We start from the raw sequence: 22,514 nt of genomic DNA on the forward strand, positions 1-22,514 counted from the left end.
CATGTTTATGGGACATCGAATGTTAAAAATAATTAAAGTATTATAATTATTCCTAAATTTGTGTTTATTAATTTACTGAATTGATTTTTAGTTTCAAAAGGAAAAAATAAATTATCAACATGATTAAAAAATTATCTTTAATCTCCTTATTTACCTTACTGCCAGCTTCTTTTTACTTTGCCCAAACTACGGTTTTCGCTTATGTAAAAGATGCAAACGGAAGTCCTGTGGAAAGTGCGGAGATTGACCTGCAAGGTTCGGGTAATGATGTGAAAGCTGATAAAATTGGATACTTCCAGTTTGTCGACCTCAAATCAGGACATTACCAAATCGTTATCACCAAACCTAATTTCGAGACCAAAGTAATGGAGTTCGATATTAGTGAAGAGAAAAGAAAGGATTTGGGCGTTGTGACATTATACTCCAGCTTAACAGGTGCCGATCAAGGTCTCGCCATTATTGAAAGTAGTGGTGACGAAGAAAACGCAAGTCAGGGCACTACCGTGGGATTACTGCAATCTTCTCAGGATGTTTTCAGCAGAATCGCCGCTTATGATTTAGGAGCCTACTGGTTCCGTCCGCGGGGAATTGATGGCAGATCCGGTGAAACCATGATGAATGGTGTTTCTATGGTGAAAGCCGACAATGGGAATGTAGACTTTAGCAATTGGGGCGGTCTTAATGAGATAACACGTTATCCCGAAATCGCAGCTAATCATGCGCCATCTGAATATGCTTTCGGCGGTGCAAGTTCCGTAATTTATAAAAATACAAATGCCAGCGAATACCGAAAAGGTTTTCAGGCAACCTATTCAATAACCAATAGAAACTACCGAAATAGAGCTTCCCTCCGATATACATCTGGAATGAATAAAAACGGTTGGGCATTCACTGCAATGGGAGCTAGAAGATGGGCACAGGAAGGTATTCAGGAAGGAACTTTTTATGATGCTTATGGTGCATTCTTAGGAGTAGAGAAAAAATTCAGTGATTCTCATTCAATCAGTTTAAGTGCTTTTGCTGCACCATACAGACGGTCTACTGCCAGCCCAAGTACGCAGGAAGTATACGATTATCGCGGTGTGCATTATAATTCATATTGGGGATGGCAAGATGGCAAAAAACGAAGTGAACGGGTGAAAGCAGGTTTCCAACCTATTTTCCAGCTTCAGGATTTCTGGAAGATCAACAGCAAATCAAGCTTGCGCACAGCAATTTCTTATCAATTTGGAACAGATAAAAGTGCCCGTTTAGATTGGCAAAATGTGCCAAATCCGTCACCACAATATTACCGATACTTACCAAGCTACTACGACTCATTAGATCCAAATGCTTCTGTTCCAGTTACGGGCGGCCAAACGGGAACTACAGCGCAGCAGGCTTACGCTGATGCTTTGATTGGATGGCAAAGTGGTGATCCGATGTATACTCAAATAAACTGGGATGCTTTGTACAGAAGAAATACGAGTCAGGCAGCTGGCGAATATTTTGGAGCTACAGGAAAACGTGCTCTTTATTTCCAGGTGAATGATGTGAGCGATGACAAAATTTTCAATGCTGGAACTCATTATACCTATAATTTCACCGATACGTCACGTTTGCTTTTGAATATTTCTTATCAGAATTATAAATCAGAATTATACCGGGAAGTAAAAGATCTTCTGGGTGCTGATTTTGCCTTAAACAGAGATCCTTTTGCTGCCACCAATCAACCGGGGAAAAGCGGTCAATACAACGAAGGTGAAGCTGATGTGGTGAAGAGAGAAGGCGATAAAATAAACTATGATTACACCTTCCGAAGACAGGAAGTAAAAGTAAATCCTGGATTTAAATTTCAGACTGGCGCGTTCGACGTTTTTGTTTCCGGATTAGCTGGTTATTCCACTTCTTCCAGAGAGGGATTATTTAAACATTATTTATATGAGGATTCTTTCGGTAAAAGTGCAGATTATGATTTTTGGAATTTTGGTCTGAAAGGTCAAATCGTTTATAAAGTAAACGGTAGAAACTTTCTCGTTTATAACGGCGCATATTTTTCACAAGCTCCTTTCTTAGAGGATTTATTCATTAACCCAAGGGTTAACAGTTCTGTCGCACCCAATATTCGTAACGCGGTTGTTAATGCGAATGATTTAAGTTATGTAGTGAACAGCCCGTTCTTTAAAATGAGACTTACAGGATTTTTAGTGGATACTGATAATGATACCAATGTTCAACGATTTTTTGCTGATGGTATTCAATTTCAAACGACGGGTGCAGATGGAACCATTGGGAATGTACAAAGTGCCTTCGTTACTCAGGTTATGTCTAATGTTTCAAAAAGAAATATGGGCGGTGAATTAGGAATTGATGTTAAAATAACGCCTACTTTATCTGCACAGGGTTTAGCCAGTTACGGTCAGTATACCTACAGAAATGATCCGAATGTTTACTTTGCGTCAGATGCCGCGGGAACTTTCGAAAATGGAAACTCTTATCTGGATTTAGGAAAAGCTTATCTTAAAAATTACAGACAAGGTGGAACTCCACAGCAAGGGTATTCTCTAGGATTAAGATATAATTCACCAAAATACTGGTGGTTAGGTGCAAACTGGAATTATCTGGATGATAATTTCCTGGATCCTTCTGCACTTTTAAGAACAGAAAGATTTGTACAAAACCCAGTTACAGGAACCCCTTATGCAGGTTTAACTGAAGCGGATTTAAGAAGAGTTCTTCAACCAACAAAACTTCCGTCCGCATTTTTCTTTAATGCCAATGCCGGGAAATCCTGGAGGTTTGGAAGTTACTATGTGTTACTCACCGCTTCTGTAAATAATATCTTTGATAATACACGATATATTACCGGAGGATTCGAACAAACAAGAAGAGTTACTTTCCCAGGATATGTTGAGGAAAATAACAGAGAATTCCCGCTGTTCGGTCCAAAATACTGGTACACCCAAGGAAGATCTTATTTCATTAACCTTCAATTTAGATTTTAATCATAACTCAGAATTTTAAAAAACAATAAAATGAATATTAAAAGATATTTTAAAACCGCTTTTGTAATTGCTTTATCTGCATTTACAGTAAGCTCTTGTGTAAATAAGGATGAATGGGATACGCCGCCGATTAACTGTACTAATAAGTTTGATGCGCCAACTATTTCGCTTGCCGCTTTCAAAGCCATGGCTCCTGCAACAGGTTTTATCCTGATTGAAAAAGACATGATTTTCGATGGTTACATTATTTCTTCTGATGAAAATGGAAACTTCTATAAATCCATCTCCTTCCAGGATAAACCGGAGAATCCAACTGCGGGACTTCAAATGGAAGTAGACAGAGCAAGCAACTACGCTGATTTTCCCGTGGGAACGCATGTTAGAATTAATGCGAAAGGATTAAGATTAGGGTTAGATCGTGGTACTGTGAAAATTGGTTCTGTAGATCCCACTTTTGCAATCGGTAGAATTCCGGGAACTTTGTTCTCCAGATATATCTCTGCGGTTTGTAATGGTAATCAAATCGATATTGCAACCATTAAACCTACAGAATTACCGAATCTTTCTACAGCAATGCAAGAAAAATATATCAATACTTTGGTGAAGGTTCCGAACGTACAATTTGGTATTGCAGATCTTTATCCCGTGAACAAGGCATATATAGACTATGTTGCAGGTGCAGGTGTAGATACCGACCGTACGATTGAAGATAACGTTGGTGGAACTGCAGTTCTCAGAAATTCTGGTTTCGCATCTTTCGGTTCAACTCTTTTACCAAAAGGAAGTGGAAGTTTAACATTCGTAGTGAGCAGATACAACCAAAACTATCAGATGTTGATTCGTGGTTTAAACGATGTGAATATTACGACAGGAACTAGATTTGATCCAACTCCAGCGAAAGGTGGATCGGCAATTTCGTACCCAACTACATTGGCTGAAACTTTTGATAGCTTCTCTGGTAATCTCTTAGAAGATTTCGCTCCTTATATTAATGATCCGGTTTTAGGAAACAGATATTGGCAGCTAAGAAGCTTCAGTAATAACAACTATATCCAGTTGAGTGCAAATGCCGGACGCGGAGCCTTCGAAACCTTCTTCATCGTCCCAGTAACCTTTACGCCAGGACAAAAAATTACTTTCGATGTGAATATTGGTTTTTATACTGGAGATGCGCTGAAAGTATATACTTCAACGGATTATGTGCCGAAAGGCGATATTACAGCAGCAACTTTAACCGACATAACTTCCGCCTTTACGATTCCTAAAACACCTACGTCAGGTTACGGAACATTTGTAAATGCTGGTGATTATACAGTTCCTTCTACGTTATCTGGAAAAGGATACATAATGTTTAAATATGTTGGAAACGGATCTGGAGTAACAACTACGATTCAGTTAGATAATATTGAAATGAAGTAAATAAAAACTGCTTTCATTCTGAAATCCGTCTCATTAGAGGCGGATTTTTTTGTTTTATATTATTAAAGTTTACCTGTATTTACCTACCAAATAATTTTATTATACCCGATCTTACATTTCTAATTTTAATTAAGACAAATAAGTCCGAATTGATAAACTTTTTTTATCTTTGTAAAACGAAACGTCTGAATTATGTTGTCAAAAACCTGCGAATATGCCTTAAGAGCGATGATTTATATCGCGCAGCAGTCTTGGGATGGTACGACGGTTAATATCAAAGAAGTTTCGGAGAAGATTAACTCACCAGAAATTTTTATTGGTAAAATTCTCCAGAATTTGAGCAGACAGGGATTTTTGCAATCAGCGAAAGGGAGATACGGCGGTTTTTTTATTTCTCAGGAACATGCAAGCATATCTCTCGCTGATATAATTACCGCGATTGATGGCGATAAAATATTTCACGGCTGCGGACTTGGTCTGGCTTTTTGCTCAGAAACCAATCCGTGTCCCATTCACAACACTTATAAAGAAGCCAGAGATCAACTTTATGATATTTACAGCAAGACCACTTTAAGCCAATTTCGAAACCAGCATAACACTGAAAAACTTCAGCTCAGACGCGGTTAAATAGCTAAAAATTTCAATTAAAAACAAACATTAATAATTTACAAATTTCAATAAAATGGCAACACTAGAAACTTTGGATGTCACCCAGATCGAACCAAAACTGAAACATCCAACTATATTTAAATATTTTGATGCGCTTCAGCCCGGCGAAGAATTCGTTATCGAAAATGATCACGATCCAAAACCTTTATACTATGAATTAATAGGAGAAAGAGGCGATATTTTTACATGGGAATACCTTCAAAAAGGACCGGAATGGTTTATTGTAAAAATCAGTAAAAATCCTATAGAGGAGCAAAGAGAAGTGGAACGATTAAATGTAACTGCCATTGAGCCGAAGTTTAAACATCCAACAATTTTTAAATATTTTGATGCTTTACAACCGGGTGAAAGTTTTATTATCGAAAATGACCACGATCCAAAACCATTATACTACGAACTGATTGCCGAAAGAGGGGATATTTTCACGTGGGAATATCTCACAAAAGGTCCGGAAGTATTTGAAGTACAAATCGCTAAAAAACCAACTAATGAAACTGGTGAAGCAGTTGTAGGTAGGATCTCTAATAAAGATATTAAGAAAGCAGAAATGTTGAAAGAAAAAGGTGTTCAATTTAATTGCAACATCGAAAAGTACAATTTAGCAGACGATCCAAATGCGGGTAAAGTCACAAAAAAGACGACTTATGATGCTGATAAATGGGAACTTGATTTTCTGATTGATTATATTGTAAATACGCATCACCAATATATTAAAGATCACGCAGAGAATTTGAATGACTTGGCCATAAAAGTAGCCGAACATCACGGGGACAGTCATCCAGAATTGAATAGGCTTTCGACTTTAATGTATCATTTTTTACAAGATTTGGTAGATAATACCGCAAGAGAAGAAGAAGTACTATTTCCCGTTATTAAACAGATTATAGCGAAGAAAAGAAATGCTGAAACAGAAATCACTTATAAAATAGGCTCCTTGGAAGAACCGATTAATCTGCTCAAAAAAGACCACGAGATTGCCGCGGCAGATTTGTCATTCTTCAGAACATTAACCAATAATTATACGCTCCCGGCAGACGCGTGCAGTTCTTATCAATATCTTTTCCAGAAGATTAGAGAATTTGAAACCGATTTGCAAACGCACGTACAGTTAGAAAATAATATTCTCTTTCCGAAAGCAATTCTTTTGGATGCAGAATTGGCAAAATTGAATTAAAAGAAATAATTGCAGACTAATAAGTGTTTAAATTTGAAAAATTGAGGAAAGTCTGCAGTTTTTCTCTTTAAAATATTGATGATTATGGAAATGATAACGGCCAAAACGAAAATTTCAGAATTGATTAAATTTAATTCGAAAAGCGTAGATGCTATTGCTTCTTTGGCAAAACCCTTGGAGAAACTTAAAAACCCCATTTTAAGAAAAATAATGGCTTCTCGAGTCACTATTGCAGAAGCTGCAAAAATGGGTGGCACAACAGTAGAGGAATTCAAACGGGTTTTAAGTCCGCTTGGATTTACTTTTGAAAATGAAACTTCAAATACAGCAGAATCTGTAGTTGAAACGAAACCAGATTGGTTGTTGAATGCCGATCCCAGTAGAATTGATCAATATGATGTACGTCCCATTATCGATAACGGCGCCGATCCCTTGAAGGAAATTCTCCATCGTTTTAAAGAGGTAGAACCAGGAAAAATTCTCTGTATTATTAATAATTTTGTTCCAACACCTTTAATTCATCTTCTTAAACAGGAAAAAGCGGAAGCTACTTTTGTTGAAACCGTCAGCGAGAAAGAATTTCGAACCTATTTTCTTAAAAAAGAAAAAGAGTATTCTCATTCTGCAGTAACAGCAGAAGAGAAATTGCTCATGGATAATGAGGAAAGTTTTACGGCGACATGCAAACGCTTTCCGCCTGAAAATACAAAAACAATTGATGTACGCGAACTGGAAATGCCTGGACCGATGCAGCTTATTCTCACAGAACTTGAAGAATTGCCAGCGGGAAATGCACTATTCATTAACCATAAAAGAATTCCGGTTTATCTGCTGGAAGAACTGGCGGATAAGAATTATGAAGTTCATATACGAAACATTCAGGAAGGTGATGTTAAAATGCTCATATTCAAAAAATAAATGGCTCACATTAATATAGGAAAAGCACCCGGAAACGGAGCAGTATTGCCCTTTTATGCCACAGGAGCCGTCATGTTTTTGGTGTTGTGCTTTCTAATGCTTTTCAGCCCAGAAACTTTTACAAAACACTATTTCACACCTCATCTTTTAACAATGGTTCATATCGCTGCGCTTGGGTGGGGAACCATGATTATTTTTGGAGCGGCTCACCAACTCTTGCCCGTTATTTGCGAACAGGATTTGTACAGTGAGAAAATGGCAGGTTTCGTCTGGTACACATTAACGATAGGAATGATTCTGCTGACTGTAAATTTTTGGAAGTTAACGGTGGGTTGGTTGATGATTTCTGGAGGTTCACTTATTGTGTTATCAGTTATTTTATATCTTTTTAATGTTTTGAAAACCAGTAGAATATGTAAAAAATACAGCATTCAGAAATTATTTGTAATAAGTTCTGCCATTTGGCTGCTGTTCACTGTAGTGATGGGATTATTATTGGCGATCAATTTGAAATTTCCGTTTTTTAAAGTCAGCCATTTAGAAATTTTAAAACTTCATGCGCATGTGGGTTTTGCAGGGTGGTTTTTACAATTAATAACTGGTGTCAGTTCAAAACTGGTTCCCATGTTTTTATTAGGAAAATCAAAAAAAGATTATTTGCTGAAATGGGCTTTTATTTGTCAAAATGCAGGTCTAATTCTATTCCTGGCAGACGGATATTTCCTGGGCGTAACACCTCGTGTTTTAATTTATGGGGTCATCGTTTTAGCTGGTGTCCTATTTTGGTTGCTTTATTTATTTGATAATTATAAGAACCGTCTCCGCAAAAGAGTAGAGCTGCTCATGAAACACTCTTTTCTGTCTTTTTTGGCATTACTCATTTCAATAATTTTGATTCCGGCCGTTTATTTTTCTAATGGTTACCGATGGACAATGCTTTACGGAACATTAATTTTTATGGGATGGATAACGAGTATTATTTTAGGAAAAACCTTTAAAACCTTGCCTTTTATTATTTGGAATGACCACTATAAAAATCTTTCGGGAAAGGTAAAAGTTCCGCTACCCAAAGATTTATACAGTGAGAAATTAACAATTTGGCAATTCCGGATTTTTATCTCTGCATTTCTGGTCTTTGCCTTGGGACTTGTTTTACAGAATGTAATGGTTATTAGGTTTGGAGCAGCTTTATGGTGCGTAGTTGCAATAATTTATAATGTGAATGTCTTTAAATTAATTTTTCACAAACAAAAGAAAATATCATGATACTAGATCCGACCGACGAAAATTACCAGAAAATCAGCCAAGCCGAATTTGCGCTGTACGAAGTCATAGATCCCGAACTCATGGTAAATATCATGGATTTAGGATTGGTATACGATATCGATTTTAAAGACGGAAATAAGATTTTGGTTACGATGACCCTTACAACGCCTCATTGCCCGATGGGTGAAGCAATACAAATGGGAGTCACGAATGCTTTGGAAAAAGAATTTCCGGATTACGAAGTAGAAATTGATCTTACTTTCGAACCTGCCTGGAATTATGATATGGTTTCCTCCGAAGGAATGCAGCAGCTTCAAAATAGATAAGTCTGGAATATTCATCAAAAAACCGTCTCTTTTCAGAAACGGAATGTAATATTTATAATATTTTACTTAAAAGCTGACCTCATTAACTTCTTTTCCCCTTTGGAAATTCATTGTTTTCTGACTGCCTTTATAAGCGATATTTACAAGATTAAACTGTTTTGGGAAAGTGCCGAGTAAGATTGTATTTTTAATTCTTATCGTACTGATATCTGCAACGCCGTTTGCTTCAAAATATACCCAAACTGATTCGCCATTAACCTGGCTGCCTGTAAAAGTGAGTGTTCTAGCACCTCCATTAACATATAAATCGAAATTATTGTTTACGTATTTCTTCACTTCTGCTTCGAAACCTGCCGTATTTGGATTGATTTTAATAGCGTCTGATATATGTGCAGTATTCATTTTAGTTGTAAACTTCAGTGTCTTGCTTCCTTCTACATAATCTACTTTTGTCATCGAGGAGTAAAATTCTGCCATCGCAAAACTCATCATCAGCATCGATGCAAAAATTAATATACTGAATAAAAATTTTTTCATCTCCTTAAATTGTTACAAGATATTCTCAAATATGGTGCCAACTAAAAATTAACGTTGACCGAGTATTTATCGTAGAAAGCTTTAATATGGCTTACCGCTTCGTCAGCCGTATCTACCACACGGTAGAGGTTTAAATTCTCTTCCGAAATCATGCCGTTTTCTAATAAAGTTTCTTTGAACCAGCTGAGCAATCCCGCCCAAAATTTAGTTCCCACCAAAACGATGGGAAAGCGTCCAATTTTATTGGTTTGAATTAAGGTGATAGCTTCCATCAATTCATCTAACGTTCCAAAACCTCCTGGCATCACGATAAAACCTTGAGAATATTTTACAAACATTACTTTTCTCACAAAGAAATAATCGAAATCGATGCTCAAACCTTTGTCAATGTAAGGATTAAAATGCTGTTCAAAGGGCAAATCGATATTAAGGCCAATTGATTTTCCGCCACCGTTTCTAGCGCCACGATTTCCAGCTTCCATGATTCCCGGACCTCCACCTGTGATAATTCCAAAACCGATGTCTGTTATTTTTTCCGCAATTTCTGTAGCGAGTTCATAATAATGATCGCCAGGTTGAAGGCGTGCCGATCCGAAAATAGAAACGCAAGGTCCTATTTTGGCCATCTTTTCGTAACCATCAACAAATTCCGACATGACTTTAAAAATCATCCAGCTGTCTTTCGTTACCTTTTCATCCCAGGTTTTTTCTTTAAATGAATTCTGTATTTTCTGATCGATTTCCAGGAGATCACCACTCGCTAACTTTGTAGTTCCCTTGCCTCGTTTTATTTTGCTCATTTTTTACTTAAATATTTTTTCTGCTGCCGCGATCGATTCTGGTTTCCCGACATCAACGATATGGGCAGAATGCTCATAACCGAAAATAGATTCCGTCATCATTAAATCCAGATATTCCTCCATAATAGAAAATTTTCCGCGTCGTTTTATTTTGCTGAAAATCTGAGGATTAATACAGTGTATACCGCTAAAAGCCAAGGGTTTGAAACCTTTGTTAAATTCTGCCAGGCGCTGCTCACCGCTTTCTACGTTAAGCCAACCTTTCAAGATCATATCAGAATTGAAGAGGAGTTTCCTCGAGCTTTTCCGATCTGATACTGCTAAAGTAGCGAAATCTTTTTTTTCCTGATGGTATTTTATAAATAAATTCAAGTCTAAATCTGTTAAAATATCTGCATTCATGATGAGGAAATCGTCGCCTTGTTCCAGAAAGCGTTGTGCAAAAAGCAAACCGCCGCCGGTTTCCAGCAATTGATCTTTTTCATCTGAAAGTTTTATGGTAGCATTGAAATTATTATTCTTGCGTAAGAAATCCCTAATTTGATCTCCAAAATGGTGAATGTTGATCACAAAATCAGTAATCCCATAACTCTGCAAATATCTGATATTCCTTTCCATTAAAGGAATTCCGTTTACAAGCGCCAACGCTTTCGGATGATGATCGGTAAAAGGTTTCAAGCGAGTCCCTTTGCCTGCAGCAAAAATAAGTGCTTTCATGAAGGAGAATTCAATTGTGGTTGCTCATCATGATTTAGAAAAACGGTTGCCTGCGGGTATTTTTCCCGAATAAATGCTGCGGTTTTTTCTGCAGCGTACACCGAGCGGTGTTGTCCACCGGTACACCCAAAGTTAATTTGTAAATTTTCAAAACCTCGGGAGAGATAATTTTCAATAGTAATGGAGATAATACTTTTTACAGATTCTAGAAAATTTGGCATGTCCGTTTTAGTTTCTAAAAATTCTTGTACACCAATGTCGCACCCCGTTTGGACTTTATATTCTTCGATACGACCAGGATTTAAAATGCCACGGCAATCAAAGGCAAATCCGCCTCCATTTCCGGAATGATCTTTTGGTATTCCACCTTTTTTATAGGAAAAACTGTGTATTTCTATTTTTAAACTCATTTTAAATATTTTTGAAATGCTCAATTCTAAAATTTAGAGAGCATATTTAAGATTTTGAAAGTATTGCATCTATTTTACGTTTTGTTTCCAGGGAACTTAAGTTTTGAATCAACTGATGAAGTTCCGGGTATTGTTGAATTTCTTCCCAAGAGTTGCAGAAATTTTGAAGATTTAAAATGCCTTGCTCTAAACTTTTTAAAAAATGTTCTTTTCTCTGAATCAGCCCGCGAAAACCGTAAGCACCTAAAACCTGCATAAAGCGGATTATTTGAATTAAGGGTACCGATTCCTTTAGTTGAACTGATTTATCTATATCTTCCCACAGAGAATAATAATATTCTAACATTTTATTTTTGAAATCAGAAGAGAAATCTGCTTTTGCTTGAAAGAGAAATGAGATTACATCATACATCAAAGGTCCCTTCATCGCTGATTGATAGTCGATAAAAAATACTTCGTTTTTCTCATTGACCATAATATTGCGGGACTGAAAATCGCGAATCATAATTCCGTGCGGGCCTAAATTTTCGATCTTATCTGTAAGATTTTTAAATTCGTTTAATAATGTTGATTTATGATATGGGATTTCCAAAACATCGGCGATAAAACTTTTGAAATAAAATAAATCATTGGTGATGGCCAATTCATCATATTCGGTATATTCAAAAGTTTTCGAGTAATCGATGAGGTTTTCGGTTTTTTTTTGCAATTCAGCCAGTTGTCGCAGTGCCTTTTTAACCAATTTTTCAACGCGATCAGTTTGTCCTTCGTTGGCAATAATTTCCGATAATGTATTTTGCCCAACAAATTCCTGAATATATAATTTACGGTCTTCAGAAATTTTTAAAATTTTCGGAGTTTGAAGTTCAAGGTTTGCGAAGACCGTTGAAAAGTAAAAGAAACTTTCGTTTTCGGAAAGATTTTCATTGTAGGTGACAATGTATTTTTGGTTTTCAATTTGCCCAACGTAATTGCGTCTGGATGAACCACTTTGTTCTAAAATGCAAAATTCCTGGGAAGTGGAGCCGATAAAGTCTTCGAGAAAAAACTGAGCTTCTTTGGTCGTCATACTTTTACAAATATAGGGAAATTCCTATTTTAGAAAGCAGTATATTTGCAGCAATGTTCAGTGATTTTAAACCCGTTCTGAAAGTTCTCCTGCGGTTCATCATTTTTTATGTGGTGATGGTTTTGGCCTATCAATTTTACTTGAATCACTATCAGAATACTGGCCTTGATCCGTTTTCGACGTGGGTCATGAAACAAACCGACTTTTTTCAAAATTTAATTGGATATCCATCTGAAATGGTGGAAGGTAAACCGCAGGACGAAACCACCTGGTTTTTTGTAAGCGGCCAATATGTTTCCCGAATGGTGGAAGGTTGCAACGCTATTTCCGTTATGATTTTATTTGTTTCCTTTATTTTTGCTTTTTACAAAGGTTTCAAAACATTTGTTTTTGTTGCGGTTTCCTTGGTTGCACTTCATGTAATGAATGTTTTGCGTATTGCAGGTTTAAATGTTTTACTCGTTGAATTTCCGCAGTATTCGAAAATCGGACATGACTATTTATTTCCCGCGATTATCTACGGAAGTGTGGTTGTTCTTTGGCTTATCTGGATTAAATTTTTCGCTATAAAAGACGTTCCAGATGAAATTGTTTAAATGGTTTCTGGTTGCGACGTGTGTCTTTGGGCTCATTGGTGTTCGCATTGTAGAAGCGCAATTATTTTACGATCCTTTTCAGGAATTTTTTCATTTAGCGAATAAGCATGCACCTTTTCCCGATTTTAATTGGTCGCCGCTGGTTGGTAATTATATCTTCCGGTTTTTATTAAATTTAATGTTTTCAACGGCAATCATTCATTTTATTTTTAATAATAAGAGATGGACCTTGCAGGCAGCAGTACTCATTGTACTTGTATTTTTAATAACTTTCCCTATTTACCTTTACTGTATTTATACGGAATTTGAAGTTGGTTATCTTTTCTCTTTTTATATGAGAAGGTTTGTAATTCAACCTCTTATTTTACTCCTGATTATTCCTCTATTTTATTACCGTCAGCATTTGACAAAGGCAAATCTTTAATGGTGTGTTTTCCTTCCTGAGTAATCGTTTTCTCATTCCATTCCACTTTTTTCACAAAGGCAAATTGCCGAACAGGGCAATCGAACAAAGTGCATATTTCACAGCTGGTTGATTTACAATCATCTAAATGGAAATTAAACTCGATGGTGCGATCGTGGTTTTCTCCAATAAGTTTGTACATCTCTTCCATTTCCTGATGCGCTTTCCTTAATTCATAATACCAAGGTAACGTCAGATGAGCATCAATGTGAAGACCGCTCCCATGTTGCTGGATTCTTACATTGTGCAGATCTACCCATTGCGGTTTTCGGCGCTCATTTAGGAATGTTGCTAAATTTTTGAGCATTTCCTCATCAGCTTCATCCATTATTCCGCTGAGGGATTTTCTGATGATTTGATATCCGATAAACATGATGTAACTCCCGAATAAAAACGCCACAACTGAATCGATCCAGTACAGTTTTGTAAGTTGAACCAAAATCAAACTGATAACCACCCCTAAAGTTGTGAATGTATCACTTTTCAGATGTTTACCCGAGCTTTGTAAAACCAAAGAATTTTCTCGTACTCCTTTTTTATAGGAGATATGTCCCATCATATAATTAATGATTGCGGTAACTGCAACAATAGCAATTCCCCAATCTAACTGCTTTGGAATATTCCCATGCAAAAGCGAGTCAACGGACTGAACGATGATAATGATACCCGCAAAAATAATCAACGCTCCTTCAACACCTGAAGTTACAAATTCTACTTTCCCGTGCCCATAAGGATGTTCATCATCTTTAGGTTTTGCCGCCAGGTAAAGCGAATATAACCCCATAAAGGCAGCAATAATATTGACGATACTTTCCATGGCGTCAGAAAAAACCGCATCAGAATTGGTGAAATGCCAAGCGAGAAGTTTTCCCAGGAAAAGTACAATCCCGATAATCGCAACATTACGCTGAAAGGTAAAGTTGTTATTGGGAGTATTTGTTATTTCTGTCATATGTTCTATTTAACGCACCATCATTGTTTGATGAGGCTAATAATTTAAAAATGCTCACTGATGGTGAGCATTTAATTTAGACTAATTTGTTTTTGCAGAGATATTCCGCAATCTGAACAGCGTTTGTGGCAGCACCTTTTCGGAGATTATCTGCGACAATCCAGAGATTTAGCGTGTTCGGTTGCGATAAATCACGTCGGATTCGCCCAACGAAAACCTCATCTTTTCCTTCTGAATATAGGGGCATCGGATAAATATTGTTTTTTACATCATCCAACACGATTACGCCAGGAGTTTTGGACAAGATATTTTTAACTTCAGTCAAATCAAAATCGTTGTTAAATTCAATATTTACACTTTCTGAATGGCCGCCTTGAACTGGCACGCGAACGGCAGTTGCTGTGATTTCAAAAGTATCGTCGCCCAAAATTTTCTTGGGTTCCGTCATGAGTTTAATTTCCTCTTTTGTATAGTCGTCTTCTGCGAAAACATCACATTGTGGCAAGGCATTTTTAAAGATATCATACGGATAAACTTTAGCAACATCAGCATTGCCGGAAATTTCGGCATTTAGCTGATCGACCGCATTTTTCCCCGTTCCTGTGACAGACTGATAGGTAGAAACGATCACCCGCTTTACATCATATTTTTGATTTAAAGGATGAAGGACCATGACCAGCTGAATCGTTGAGCAGTTTGGATTGGCAATGATCTTATCTTCAGCAGTCAGTAAATTCGCATTGATTTCCGGTACGATTAATTTCTTATCAGCCTTCATTCGCCAAGTTGAAGAATTATCGATAACGGTCGTTCCGATTGCAGCGAATTTTGGTGCAAATTCCAAAGAAGTTGTACCACCTGCTGAAAACATAGCAATTTGAGGTTTTCTTTCCAGAGCTTTTTCCAGAGAAACCACTTCGATTTCCTGGCCTTTGAAAATTATTTTTTTACCGACCGATTTCTCGGAAGCAACGGGAATTAATTCAGTAACCGGAAAATTTCTTTCTTCCAGGACCTTTAACATAATTTGCCCAACCATGCCGGTAGCACCTACAACTGCAATAATCATTGATAATCTATCTTTAAAATATTAAGCGAAAACGGTAGGAAATACTCTTGCCCAAGGGAAAGCATATGCAAACAAGGCAAAAGCAATTACGCCCATAATTACAATTTTCATTGCAATAGTTTCGTGCGATTTCATATATTTATAAATAATCGTCATTAATATTACTCCAATTAACATAGAAACTGGATGTTCAACATACGAAAATCTTGAAGCTGAGTTACTCATTAAAGTTCCTGATTCCATTGCTCCTTTCAAACCTGGGGAAAATACCAACATCAAAATACCTACGATCAGCTGAATATGAAACAAAATCATGGTAAACAGCGTTGATTTTCGGAGAAGTTTAGAAATCTTCCCGGAATAACCAAACATGGTGGCTAATAATGCAACGATGAAAATAATGCCCGCAAGCAAAATCAGGTAAGCAAATCCTTTGTGTGCTTCAGTAATAATTTTAAATGTATCCATAGTTAAATTTGTTAAGGGCAAAGATAAAAAAAATCCCGACTATTTAGTCGGGATTCTGAGTGTATTAGTTAGTTCTCCTTAGAAGATGAAACTTACTGAAGCATTCCATGTTCTTCCAAAACCGAAAAACACTTCATTGCCCTTATTGACCCCATTCCAGTTATTGGCATCGTTAGCATCTGCAGCTTTATTTGTTCTAGACTCCGCTATGTAAGTTGTATCTAAAACATTGTTCACGTTAACTCTAAACTTGAAAGACTGAGTGTCATTAAGTTTAAATTTAGCACCAGCACCTAAGTCAACTAATCCAAACGAAGGTAATTCCACAGCAGGATCAGATGGGGTAGGTTTGGAAGCGGTAATTAAACGAGAAGACGGTTCGAAAGCTGAATAAAGTTTGTCTGCATATCGATATTGTGCGTCAAAGTTTAACCAATCTGTTACTTTGAAGTCGGCTCCTAAAGCCGCTGTAAGTTGTGCAGCATCACCAACTTTAAGTCCATCGAGTGCTAGCGTTCCTTCTTGAATAACTGTATTAGTTTGATCTTCAATAAAAGATGCGGACGGGCTTCCTTCATAGTACCAGTTACCTACGGAGAACATACCGTTAATAGTAACAAAATTAACTGGCTTAACATTGAAGTCAAGTTCTACTCCTCTATGTATTTCTTTAATGCCTAGAACATTTGCAACACCGGTCACGTCAACACCATTAATTTTTGCTCTTGTAGTGAGTCTTCTATAGATATCGTCCCATGATGTATTGTAAACATTTAGGTTGGCATTGAAAATCCCAGATCTAAAACCATATCCTACTTCAAAAGATGTAATTTTTTCATTGGTAAGAGATGGGTTTACATCATTTCTGTTATTTAAGAAAACTGCGCCAAAGAAAGGTTGTCTTTCATAGTAACCACCATTAACAAAAACATTATGGTTATCGTTAATGTTGTAATTCGCGCCACCTTTTACATTAAAACCAACTAAATCAACTTTCTCACTTTTCTGCTGATCGGGTGTATATAACATGTAATCAACTCTTTGAAAAGCTTGGTTTGAGACAGATCCCTGTATGAATGCAGAAAGTGCATCGTTAGTGTATTCTACTTGTCCAAATCCACCTAACCAATTTACAAGACCATCATTACTATAAGCTAACTGGTCTTTAATATCATTGGTTTTACCACCAAACGGATTCCAGGTAGGATTAGTAGTGAAAGAATTCGTGATAACGTTCGGTTTATTGTTGATGTTATTATTGTCAGTATAAGATTTGTTACCTAAGAAATCAGATACAATTCTGTAATGAATACCTTTATAAGTTCTACCATCAAGACCAACTGTAGCACTTAAATTATCATTAATTTTATGATTTAAACTTGTAATAATTCCTAACCAGTTGTGTGAATTGATTGAAGATCTTCTTATAATTCCGTTGCCAGATCTGCTATCGTCTGCCATACCAGGCTTCGGATTAATGGCACCAAAATCTGGAACATCACCTCCTCGGTTCCATTTAACGATATCATCAAATCTTACCAATCCATCAGCAGTTCGTGGTAATCTAGTATAAGAATTGTTGTTAATTCTTCCTGCATCACCAGTTCCACCACCTCTTCCGAATGAAGCATAAGCTACAGAGCTTAATTTGGTTGCATCAGTAATTTTCCAATCCCAGTTTAAAGACATTACTGGTTTATGGTAATAGTTTCTGGTCATGGAATACTCCTCACCATTCAAATAACCCCAATTTTGATTATATCTTCTGTTTGGATTTTCTTCAGAACCACCATATTTGATATGATCAGAAATAGTTGATTGAAAAGATCGTTGGTTATGTACCTGTGGTGCGCCTGTTATTGTAAATTGCAAATCATGTTTTGCATTTGGTTGATATCCAACAGCTAAATAATAATTGTAACCTTCAAATTCAGTTCCGTCTGCATACATAGAACCTGCTGTTCTACTCATCAAGAATGAGGTAGCCCAACCATTTTCGCTTTTCCCGGTGTTGTAAGAGAAAAGTTCTTTATTATAGCCATCGTTACCAATACCTAAAGTCACATTTCCTTGTCTTTTTTTGTCTGCTGCTCTCGTCAAAACGTTAATTGTTCCCCCAACAGAAGCGATCGCTAATTTAGAAGAACCCAAACCTCTTTGAACTTGCATTGCGGAAGTTACATCCGAAAGTCCTGCCCAGTTAGACCAATAAACAGCACCTGTTTCCATATCATTTACCGGCACACCATTGATCATAACGGCAGTGTTTCTTTGGTCGAAACCTCTTACATTAATTCGAGAGTCCCCGAATCCACCGCCACCTTTAGTTGCGTAAACTGATGGAGTTGTATTAAGGATTTCAGGAAATTCTTGATTTCCTAATTTGTCAATAATTTGAGCTTCCTTAATTGTCGAAACGGCAACTGGAGTTTTTCTGTCCTTAGCAATATCAGCAACCCCTGCGATAACAACTTGTTCAATGTCTTTTTCTCTGCTTATTGTATCTTGCACAGATTGAGCATAGTATACACTAGCAGTAGATAGTGTAATCACCACCGTTAGCATTGATCTTTTTAACGAATTATTTCTCATAATTAAGTTTAATTTACTTTTTTGTTGTAAAATGTGGTGCAAAAATATTTAATTTAAATGGGACTTTCATTAACTAAATGTTAAATTTTAATATTTTGTTAAAATTTAACATAAAATACATCGGCTCAACCCGTTAATAAAGACTTTTCCATTTTATTAAATTTCAACTTCTTATCAAATTTTATCAAACATACCCTTGTAATTACGGAATCTGTAATATTATTTGACTGCTTTTAAGCTTAAATCGATGTTTTCTGCAGAGTGTGTTAGTGCACCAGCTGATATAAAATCTACTCCGGTATCTGCAATTTCTTTCAACATATCGCGCGTAATTCCTCCCGAAGCTTCGGTCTCGCATTTTTTACCGATGAGAAGTACAGCTTCTCTCATGGTTTCAACATCCATATTATCCAACATTATTCGATCGGCTCCAGATTTTAGAGCTTCTTCAACTTCAGCGATATTACGGGTTTCAACTTCTATTTTCAACGGTGTCTTCATTTTCTCCGTGTAGCTTTTTGCCATTTTTACAGCATTGGTGATGCTTCCATTGTAATCGATGTGATTGTCTTTCAGCATAATCATATCGTACAAACCAAATCGATGATTCGTGCCGCCACCAATCGCGACCGCCCATTTTTCGCATAATCTGAAATTAGGAGTTGTTTTTCTCGTGTCCAATAATTTTGTTTTCGTTCCTACCAAGCGGGAATCCCAATCGTGGGTGAGTGTTGCAATACCGCTCATTCTCTGCATACAGTTTAAAACAAAGCGTTCTGTGGAAAGTATTGAACGTGCGCTGCCAGTAACATAAAACGCAATGTCCCCAACTTTTGCAGAGTCTCCGTCTTTCAACAGGAGTTCAACCTCTAAATTTTTGTCAAACTGTTTGAAAATCATTTCTGCCAATTCTACTCCAGCGAGGATACAATCCTGTTTAACCAATATTTTGGCTTTCTGCTGTAAATCCTTCGGAATAGTGGCCAATGTTGAATGATCACCATCCTGAATATCTTCTTCCAGGGCATTTTTAATAAAAGTTTTTAAAGCTTCTTTTGTAACGTATTTCGGTTTTTTCATGTATTCTATTTTTGAAACCTTTGCGGTTTACATTTTAATTTCTAGATCTTTCATTCCACGACCACCTAAAGATTGGGCTTTCATTTCACAAAATTGAGCGTTGTTAAAGTTTATAAGCGGTGACTGTGCAACTGCCGATAACACTTTTATTTTAGAAAGGTGATCTTTGGAAAAATCTTTATCAGACTAAATCTTTATTATAAAAAGCACCTTTGTTTTCTTTCATCTGTAAAGAGTGTTTTATGATCAGGTAAGAGATATTGGTAAGATTTCTGAGTTCAGAAAGCTTAGGCGATAAGATGGAATAATTGTAGAGTTCATTGACCGCCTCAAAAATTTCCTGCTGTTTTTTCTTTGCCAAAGCCAAACGGTCATTACTGCGGACAATGCTCACCAAGTCACTCATCATTTCCTGAAGTTGACGTCTTAAGTAACTGACCATCACCATTTCATCCATTATTTTCATACCTTCTTCATTCCATTCAGGAACAGCTTTTAAATCATCAAAGTTGAAATCATTTATTTTCAGAAGTTCAACCGTTTTCAGGGCGGCATTGTGACCGAAAACCATTCCTTCCAGTAAAGAATTAGAAGCCAGTCTGTTAGCGCCATGCAAACCCGAATTGGTACATTCTCCAACTGCAAAAAGATTTTTGATGGAACTTTGACCGTCGAGATCAATATCAATTCCACCCATAAGATAATGACAGGCAGGTACTACAGGAATCAATTCCTCAAATGGATCGATTCCTTCTTCCAGACATTTTTCATAGATGTTTGGAAAATGTTCTATAAATTTTTCGTGGTTCATGTCTCGGCAATCGAGCCCAACATAATCATCACCCGAAATTTTAAGTTCATTATCGATGGCACGTGCAACAATATCACGGGAAGCTAATTCCTCGCGTGCATCGTATTTCTGCATGAATTTTTTACCGTCTTTGGTTCTGAGTTTTGCACCGTCGCCACGAACAGCTTCGGAAATCAAAAACAACATGCCATCTCTTTTAGAATACAATGCAGTGGGATGAAACTGGTAATACTGCATATTCGAAATTTTCCCACGCGCTCTGTGTACAAAGGCAATTCCGTCGCCAGTTGCAATGATTGGATTGGTTGTGTTTTTATAAACGTGGCCGGCACCTCCAGTCGCAACCAAAGTTATTTTAGCGGTGATTTTTTTTATGGTTTTGTCTTTCTCGTCCAGAATGTAGGCGCCGTAACAATCGATTTTATCGAAGTCGAAAATTTTTCCCGGAACATGATGTTGTGTAATTAAATCAACGACATAATGATGCGCCATAATTTCGATATTGGGGGATTTATTCGCCGTTGCCAGTAGAGCACGTTCGATTTCTTTTCCTGTAATATCTTTGTGATGCACAATTCTGTTTTCAGTATGACCGCCTTCGCGGCCGAGCATGAGATGACCGTCTTTTTGATCAAAATTTGTTCCCCATTCTACGAGTTCTTTAAAACGTTCTGGCCCTTCTTCAATGACCATTTTCACGACTTCCAGATTATTTTCACCGTCGCCGGCTCTCATGGTATCGTCAATGTGTTTTTGGAAACTGTCTTTGTCAAAGTCTGTTACAACCGAAAGTCCACCTTGTGCGTATTTGGTATTGCTTTCATCTTCATCAGCTTTGGTGACGATGATGATTTTGGCATCAGGCATTCTTTCAGAAATTTTGATGGCGTAAGATAGTCCGGAGATTCCTGATCCGATGACGAGAACGTCTGCTTTTATCATTGAGGTATTTGAATGGTTGATATTAAAATATAAATTTAAATTAAATAAATTTAAACAGCTTTTCTTTTGGTTTGCGTACTTTTTTAAAATTCTGAAATTCATCTTCCTCCGAACGGTAGCCGATCGCCAGAGTCACGGCAACTTTTTCTGTCGCGGGATCGAGCCCTAAAATTTCGTCTATTCTTTCTTGTTTAAATCCTTCCATGGGACAAGTATCCACATTTTCCAAGGCTGCGGCAAACATCAGATTTCCTAAGACAATGTAACACTGTTTGTCTGCCCAAGTCATTACTTCCTCCGTCGATAACCTTTCAATATGCTTGCTGATACTTTCTCGAAAAGGATTAAGACTCTCCAGAGAAATTTCACGTGTTTCCGAAATGATATTAAAGTAAGAACCGATGTATTCTGGTCCGATCGTGTTTTTCGAAACGATGGCAATTAAGTGGGAACACGTAGAAATTTGAGACGGGTTATAAAATGCCGGAATAAGTTTCTCCTTCATTTCGGGAGTTTGGGCGATAATAATTTTGTAAGGCTGCAAACCGAGGGAACTTGCCGAAAGTCTGGCTGCTTCCAGAATGTGAAAAAGTGCATCAGCCGACACTATTTTTTCTGTATCGAATTTTTTTACTGAATATCTTTTGTTCAACGCTTCCAGGTAGTCCATCTAACAAAGATAAATAAATGAGCCGTAAGTTTGCCTGATGAATTTCTGAATTTTATTAATGATTAAAATAGAAACTAAGAAGTTTGTGTAGAATTATTTTCCGAAAAGTCCGCCGTCTTTTTGCTCCTCGAAATAATCATCGATTTCTAAAATCTCATTTTGAGTTGCTTTTACGGCAAGCTGATCACAGATTTCATTTTCAGGATGTCCCGCGTGACCTTTTACCCAATGAAATGTGGGTTGATGAGTTTTTAATAATGGAACCATTCTTCGCCACAAATCAGGATTTTTTACGTTTTTAAATCCTTTTTTGATCCAGCCGAAAATCCATTTTTGATTTATAGCATCCGAAACATATTTGCTGTCGGTATAAATGTGGATGTCGTTTTCGGGTGATTTCAGCTTTTCTAAAGCGACAATTACCGCCAACAATTCCATGCGGTTGTTTGTTGTGAGCCGAAAACCTTGGGAATATTGTTTCTCATAACTTTTTTCCGGAACTTTCATTACGATTCCATAGCCGCCTTTTCCCGGATTTCCACTGCAGGCACCATCCGTAAAAATTTCTATTTTAAGACTCAT

22 protein-coding genes are annotated in these 22,514 nt (G+C 37.1%); 9 read left to right on the forward strand and 13 right to left on the reverse strand.

Going from position 1 to position 22,514, the window contains the following annotated elements:
* Positions 1-119: 119 nt before the first annotated feature.
* From LC814_RS09790 to LC814_RS09820, 7 genes are all read left to right on the forward strand, one after another.
* The gene (locus LC814_RS09790; RefSeq protein ID WP_226063749.1) at positions 120-2,984 is read left to right on the forward strand and encodes a TonB-dependent receptor; all 2,865 of its coding nucleotides are present in this window, start codon (positions 120-122) and stop codon (positions 2,982-2,984) included.
* A 30-nt stretch (positions 2,985-3,014) separates the two neighbouring features.
* Complete coding sequence (locus LC814_RS09795) at positions 3,015-4,403, forward strand: M949_1556 family lipoprotein (RefSeq protein ID WP_226063750.1); 1,389 nt, start codon at positions 3,015-3,017, stop codon at positions 4,401-4,403.
* A gap of 192 nt (positions 4,404-4,595) precedes the next feature.
* Positions 4,596-5,030 carry an RrF2 family transcriptional regulator gene (locus LC814_RS09800; RefSeq protein ID WP_226063751.1) on the forward strand — a complete coding sequence of 145 codons (435 nt, stop codon included), beginning with the start codon at positions 4,596-4,598 and terminating at the stop codon, positions 5,028-5,030.
* A gap of 55 nt (positions 5,031-5,085) precedes the next feature.
* The gene (locus tag LC814_RS09805) at positions 5,086-6,246 is read left to right on the forward strand and encodes a DUF2249 domain-containing protein (protein ID WP_226063752.1); all 1,161 of its coding nucleotides are present in this window, start codon (positions 5,086-5,088) and stop codon (positions 6,244-6,246) included.
* Positions 6,247-6,330: 84 nt separating this feature from the next.
* Positions 6,331-7,164 carry a DUF2249 domain-containing protein gene (locus tag LC814_RS09810; protein WP_226063753.1) on the forward strand — a complete coding sequence of 278 codons (834 nt, stop codon included), beginning with the start codon at positions 6,331-6,333 and terminating at the stop codon, positions 7,162-7,164.
* Complete coding sequence (locus LC814_RS09815) at positions 7,165-8,430, forward strand: hypothetical protein (protein ID WP_226063754.1); 1,266 nt, start codon at positions 7,165-7,167, stop codon at positions 8,428-8,430.
* A complete protein-coding gene (locus LC814_RS09820; RefSeq protein WP_226063755.1) occupies positions 8,427-8,756 on the forward strand; it encodes a metal-sulfur cluster assembly factor in 330 nt (109 codons plus the stop codon). The genes LC814_RS09815 and LC814_RS09820 overlap by 4 nt, the downstream gene beginning before the upstream one ends.
* A gap of 66 nt (positions 8,757-8,822) precedes the next feature.
* Here LC814_RS09820 and LC814_RS09825 read toward each other — a convergent pair whose 3' ends face one another.
* The 5 genes from LC814_RS09825 to LC814_RS09845 are packed head-to-tail and all read right to left on the reverse strand — an operon-like array spanning position 8,823 to position 12,289.
* On the reverse strand, positions 8,823-9,293 hold the full coding sequence (locus LC814_RS09825; RefSeq protein ID WP_226063756.1) for a DUF6702 family protein: 471 nt from the start codon (positions 9,291-9,293) through the stop codon (positions 8,823-8,825).
* A 41-nt stretch (positions 9,294-9,334) separates the two neighbouring features.
* A complete protein-coding gene (locus LC814_RS09830) occupies positions 9,335-10,093 on the reverse strand; it encodes an LOG family protein (RefSeq protein WP_226063757.1) in 759 nt (252 codons plus the stop codon).
* Between the two features lie 3 nt (positions 10,094-10,096).
* Positions 10,097-10,810 carry a nucleotidyltransferase family protein gene (locus tag LC814_RS09835; protein ID WP_226063758.1) on the reverse strand — a complete coding sequence of 238 codons (714 nt, stop codon included), beginning with the start codon at positions 10,808-10,810 and terminating at the stop codon, positions 10,097-10,099.
* A complete protein-coding gene (locus LC814_RS09840) occupies positions 10,807-11,220 on the reverse strand; it encodes a RapZ C-terminal domain-containing protein (RefSeq protein WP_226063759.1) in 414 nt (137 codons plus the stop codon). Before LC814_RS09840 ends, LC814_RS09835 begins: the two co-directional genes overlap by 4 nt.
* Before the next feature lie 46 nt (positions 11,221-11,266).
* Positions 11,267-12,289 carry an aminoglycoside phosphotransferase family protein gene (locus tag LC814_RS09845; protein ID WP_226063760.1) on the reverse strand — a complete coding sequence of 341 codons (1,023 nt, stop codon included), beginning with the start codon at positions 12,287-12,289 and terminating at the stop codon, positions 11,267-11,269.
* Positions 12,290-12,342: 53 nt separating this feature from the next.
* Between LC814_RS09845 and xrtF the strand changes: the two genes are divergently transcribed.
* Positions 12,343-12,885, forward strand: coding sequence for an exosortase family protein XrtF (gene xrtF / locus LC814_RS09850; RefSeq protein ID WP_226063761.1), 543 nt, complete (start codon positions 12,343-12,345; stop codon positions 12,883-12,885).
* Complete coding sequence (locus LC814_RS09855) at positions 12,872-13,309, forward strand: exosortase F system-associated membrane protein (protein WP_226063762.1); 438 nt, start codon at positions 12,872-12,874, stop codon at positions 13,307-13,309. Before xrtF ends, LC814_RS09855 begins: the two co-directional genes overlap by 14 nt.
* On the opposite strand, the gene LC814_RS09860 is transcribed toward LC814_RS09855, so the two are convergent.
* The 8 genes from LC814_RS09860 to rnhA all read right to left on the reverse strand — a co-directional run bounded on the left by LC814_RS09860 (position 13,260) and on the right by rnhA (position 22,514).
* Entirely contained in the window at positions 13,260-14,300 is a 1,041-nt protein-coding gene (locus LC814_RS09860; RefSeq protein ID WP_226063763.1) for a cation diffusion facilitator family transporter, read from the reverse strand. The two genes, LC814_RS09855 and LC814_RS09860, sit on opposite strands and share 50 nt — an antisense overlap.
* Positions 14,301-14,376: 76 nt before the next feature.
* A complete protein-coding gene (locus tag LC814_RS09865; protein ID WP_226063764.1) occupies positions 14,377-15,369 on the reverse strand; it encodes an aspartate-semialdehyde dehydrogenase in 993 nt (330 codons plus the stop codon).
* A gap of 21 nt (positions 15,370-15,390) precedes the next feature.
* Positions 15,391-15,837 carry a hypothetical protein gene (locus LC814_RS09870; RefSeq protein WP_226063765.1) on the reverse strand — a complete coding sequence of 149 codons (447 nt, stop codon included), beginning with the start codon at positions 15,835-15,837 and terminating at the stop codon, positions 15,391-15,393.
* A gap of 78 nt (positions 15,838-15,915) precedes the next feature.
* A complete protein-coding gene (locus tag LC814_RS09875) occupies positions 15,916-18,429 on the reverse strand; it encodes a TonB-dependent receptor (RefSeq protein WP_226063766.1) in 2,514 nt (837 codons plus the stop codon).
* Positions 18,430-18,648: 219 nt separating this feature from the next.
* Positions 18,649-19,509 carry a carboxylating nicotinate-nucleotide diphosphorylase gene (gene nadC / locus LC814_RS09880; RefSeq protein ID WP_226063767.1) on the reverse strand — a complete coding sequence of 287 codons (861 nt, stop codon included), beginning with the start codon at positions 19,507-19,509 and terminating at the stop codon, positions 18,649-18,651.
* A 181-nt stretch (positions 19,510-19,690) separates the two neighbouring features.
* Positions 19,691-21,262 (reverse strand): L-aspartate oxidase, encoded by a 1,572-nt coding sequence (gene nadB / locus LC814_RS09885; protein WP_226063768.1) that lies wholly within the window; start codon positions 21,260-21,262, stop codon positions 19,691-19,693.
* Between the two features lie 40 nt (positions 21,263-21,302).
* Complete coding sequence (locus tag LC814_RS09890; protein ID WP_226063769.1) at positions 21,303-21,932, reverse strand: NAD(P)H-dependent oxidoreductase; 630 nt, start codon at positions 21,930-21,932, stop codon at positions 21,303-21,305.
* Positions 21,933-22,025: 93 nt separating this feature from the next.
* A complete protein-coding gene (rnhA, locus tag LC814_RS09895) occupies positions 22,026-22,514 on the reverse strand; it encodes a ribonuclease HI (RefSeq protein WP_226063770.1) in 489 nt (162 codons plus the stop codon).

Origin of the sequence: Kaistella polysaccharea (assembly GCF_020410745.1) — a bacterium.
Classification (GTDB): Bacteria; Bacteroidota; Bacteroidia; order Flavobacteriales; family Weeksellaceae; genus Kaistella; species Kaistella polysaccharea.

Excerpts from the sequence above, each read along its gene's own strand:
- LC814_RS09810 (WP_226063753.1), top strand. The coding sequence starts at position 6,331 with ATGGAAATGATAACGGCCAAAACGAAAATTTCAGAATTGATTAAATTT.
- nadC (WP_226063767.1), bottom strand. The coding sequence starts at position 19,509 with ATGAAAAAACCGAAATACGTTACAAAAGAAGCTTTAAAAACTTTTATT.
- LC814_RS09890 (WP_226063769.1), bottom strand. The coding sequence starts at position 21,932 with ATGGACTACCTGGAAGCGTTGAACAAAAGATATTCAGTAAAAAAATTC.
- xrtF (WP_226063761.1), top strand. The coding sequence starts at position 12,343 with ATGTTCAGTGATTTTAAACCCGTTCTGAAAGTTCTCCTGCGGTTCATC.
- LC814_RS09805 (WP_226063752.1), top strand. The coding sequence starts at position 5,086 with ATGGCAACACTAGAAACTTTGGATGTCACCCAGATCGAACCAAAACTG.
- LC814_RS09830 (WP_226063757.1), bottom strand. The coding sequence starts at position 10,093 with ATGAGCAAAATAAAACGAGGCAAGGGAACTACAAAGTTAGCGAGTGGT.
- LC814_RS09795 (WP_226063750.1), top strand. The coding sequence starts at position 3,015 with ATGAATATTAAAAGATATTTTAAAACCGCTTTTGTAATTGCTTTATCT.
- LC814_RS09865 (WP_226063764.1), bottom strand. The coding sequence starts at position 15,369 with ATGATTATTGCAGTTGTAGGTGCTACCGGCATGGTTGGGCAAATTATG.
- rnhA (WP_226063770.1), bottom strand. The coding sequence starts at position 22,514 with ATGAGTCTTAAAATAGAAATTTTTACGGATGGTGCCTGCAGTGGAAAT.
- LC814_RS09855 (WP_226063762.1), top strand. The coding sequence starts at position 12,872 with ATGAAATTGTTTAAATGGTTTCTGGTTGCGACGTGTGTCTTTGGGCTC.
- LC814_RS09840 (WP_226063759.1), bottom strand. The coding sequence starts at position 11,220 with ATGAGTTTAAAAATAGAAATACACAGTTTTTCCTATAAAAAAGGTGGA.
- LC814_RS09860 (WP_226063763.1), bottom strand. The coding sequence starts at position 14,300 with ATGACAGAAATAACAAATACTCCCAATAACAACTTTACCTTTCAGCGT.
- LC814_RS09835 (WP_226063758.1), bottom strand. The coding sequence starts at position 10,810 with ATGAAAGCACTTATTTTTGCTGCAGGCAAAGGGACTCGCTTGAAACCT.
- LC814_RS09790 (WP_226063749.1), top strand. The coding sequence starts at position 120 with ATGATTAAAAAATTATCTTTAATCTCCTTATTTACCTTACTGCCAGCT.
- LC814_RS09845 (WP_226063760.1), bottom strand. The coding sequence starts at position 12,289 with ATGACGACCAAAGAAGCTCAGTTTTTTCTCGAAGACTTTATCGGCTCC.
- LC814_RS09800 (WP_226063751.1), top strand. The coding sequence starts at position 4,596 with ATGTTGTCAAAAACCTGCGAATATGCCTTAAGAGCGATGATTTATATC.
- LC814_RS09825 (WP_226063756.1), bottom strand. The coding sequence starts at position 9,293 with ATGAAAAAATTTTTATTCAGTATATTAATTTTTGCATCGATGCTGATG.
- LC814_RS09815 (WP_226063754.1), top strand. The coding sequence starts at position 7,165 with ATGGCTCACATTAATATAGGAAAAGCACCCGGAAACGGAGCAGTATTG.
- LC814_RS09820 (WP_226063755.1), top strand. The coding sequence starts at position 8,427 with ATGATACTAGATCCGACCGACGAAAATTACCAGAAAATCAGCCAAGCC.
- nadB (WP_226063768.1), bottom strand. The coding sequence starts at position 21,262 with ATGATAAAAGCAGACGTTCTCGTCATCGGATCAGGAATCTCCGGACTA.
- LC814_RS09870 (WP_226063765.1), bottom strand. The coding sequence starts at position 15,837 with ATGGATACATTTAAAATTATTACTGAAGCACACAAAGGATTTGCTTAC.
- LC814_RS09875 (WP_226063766.1), bottom strand. The coding sequence starts at position 18,429 with ATGAGAAATAATTCGTTAAAAAGATCAATGCTAACGGTGGTGATTACA.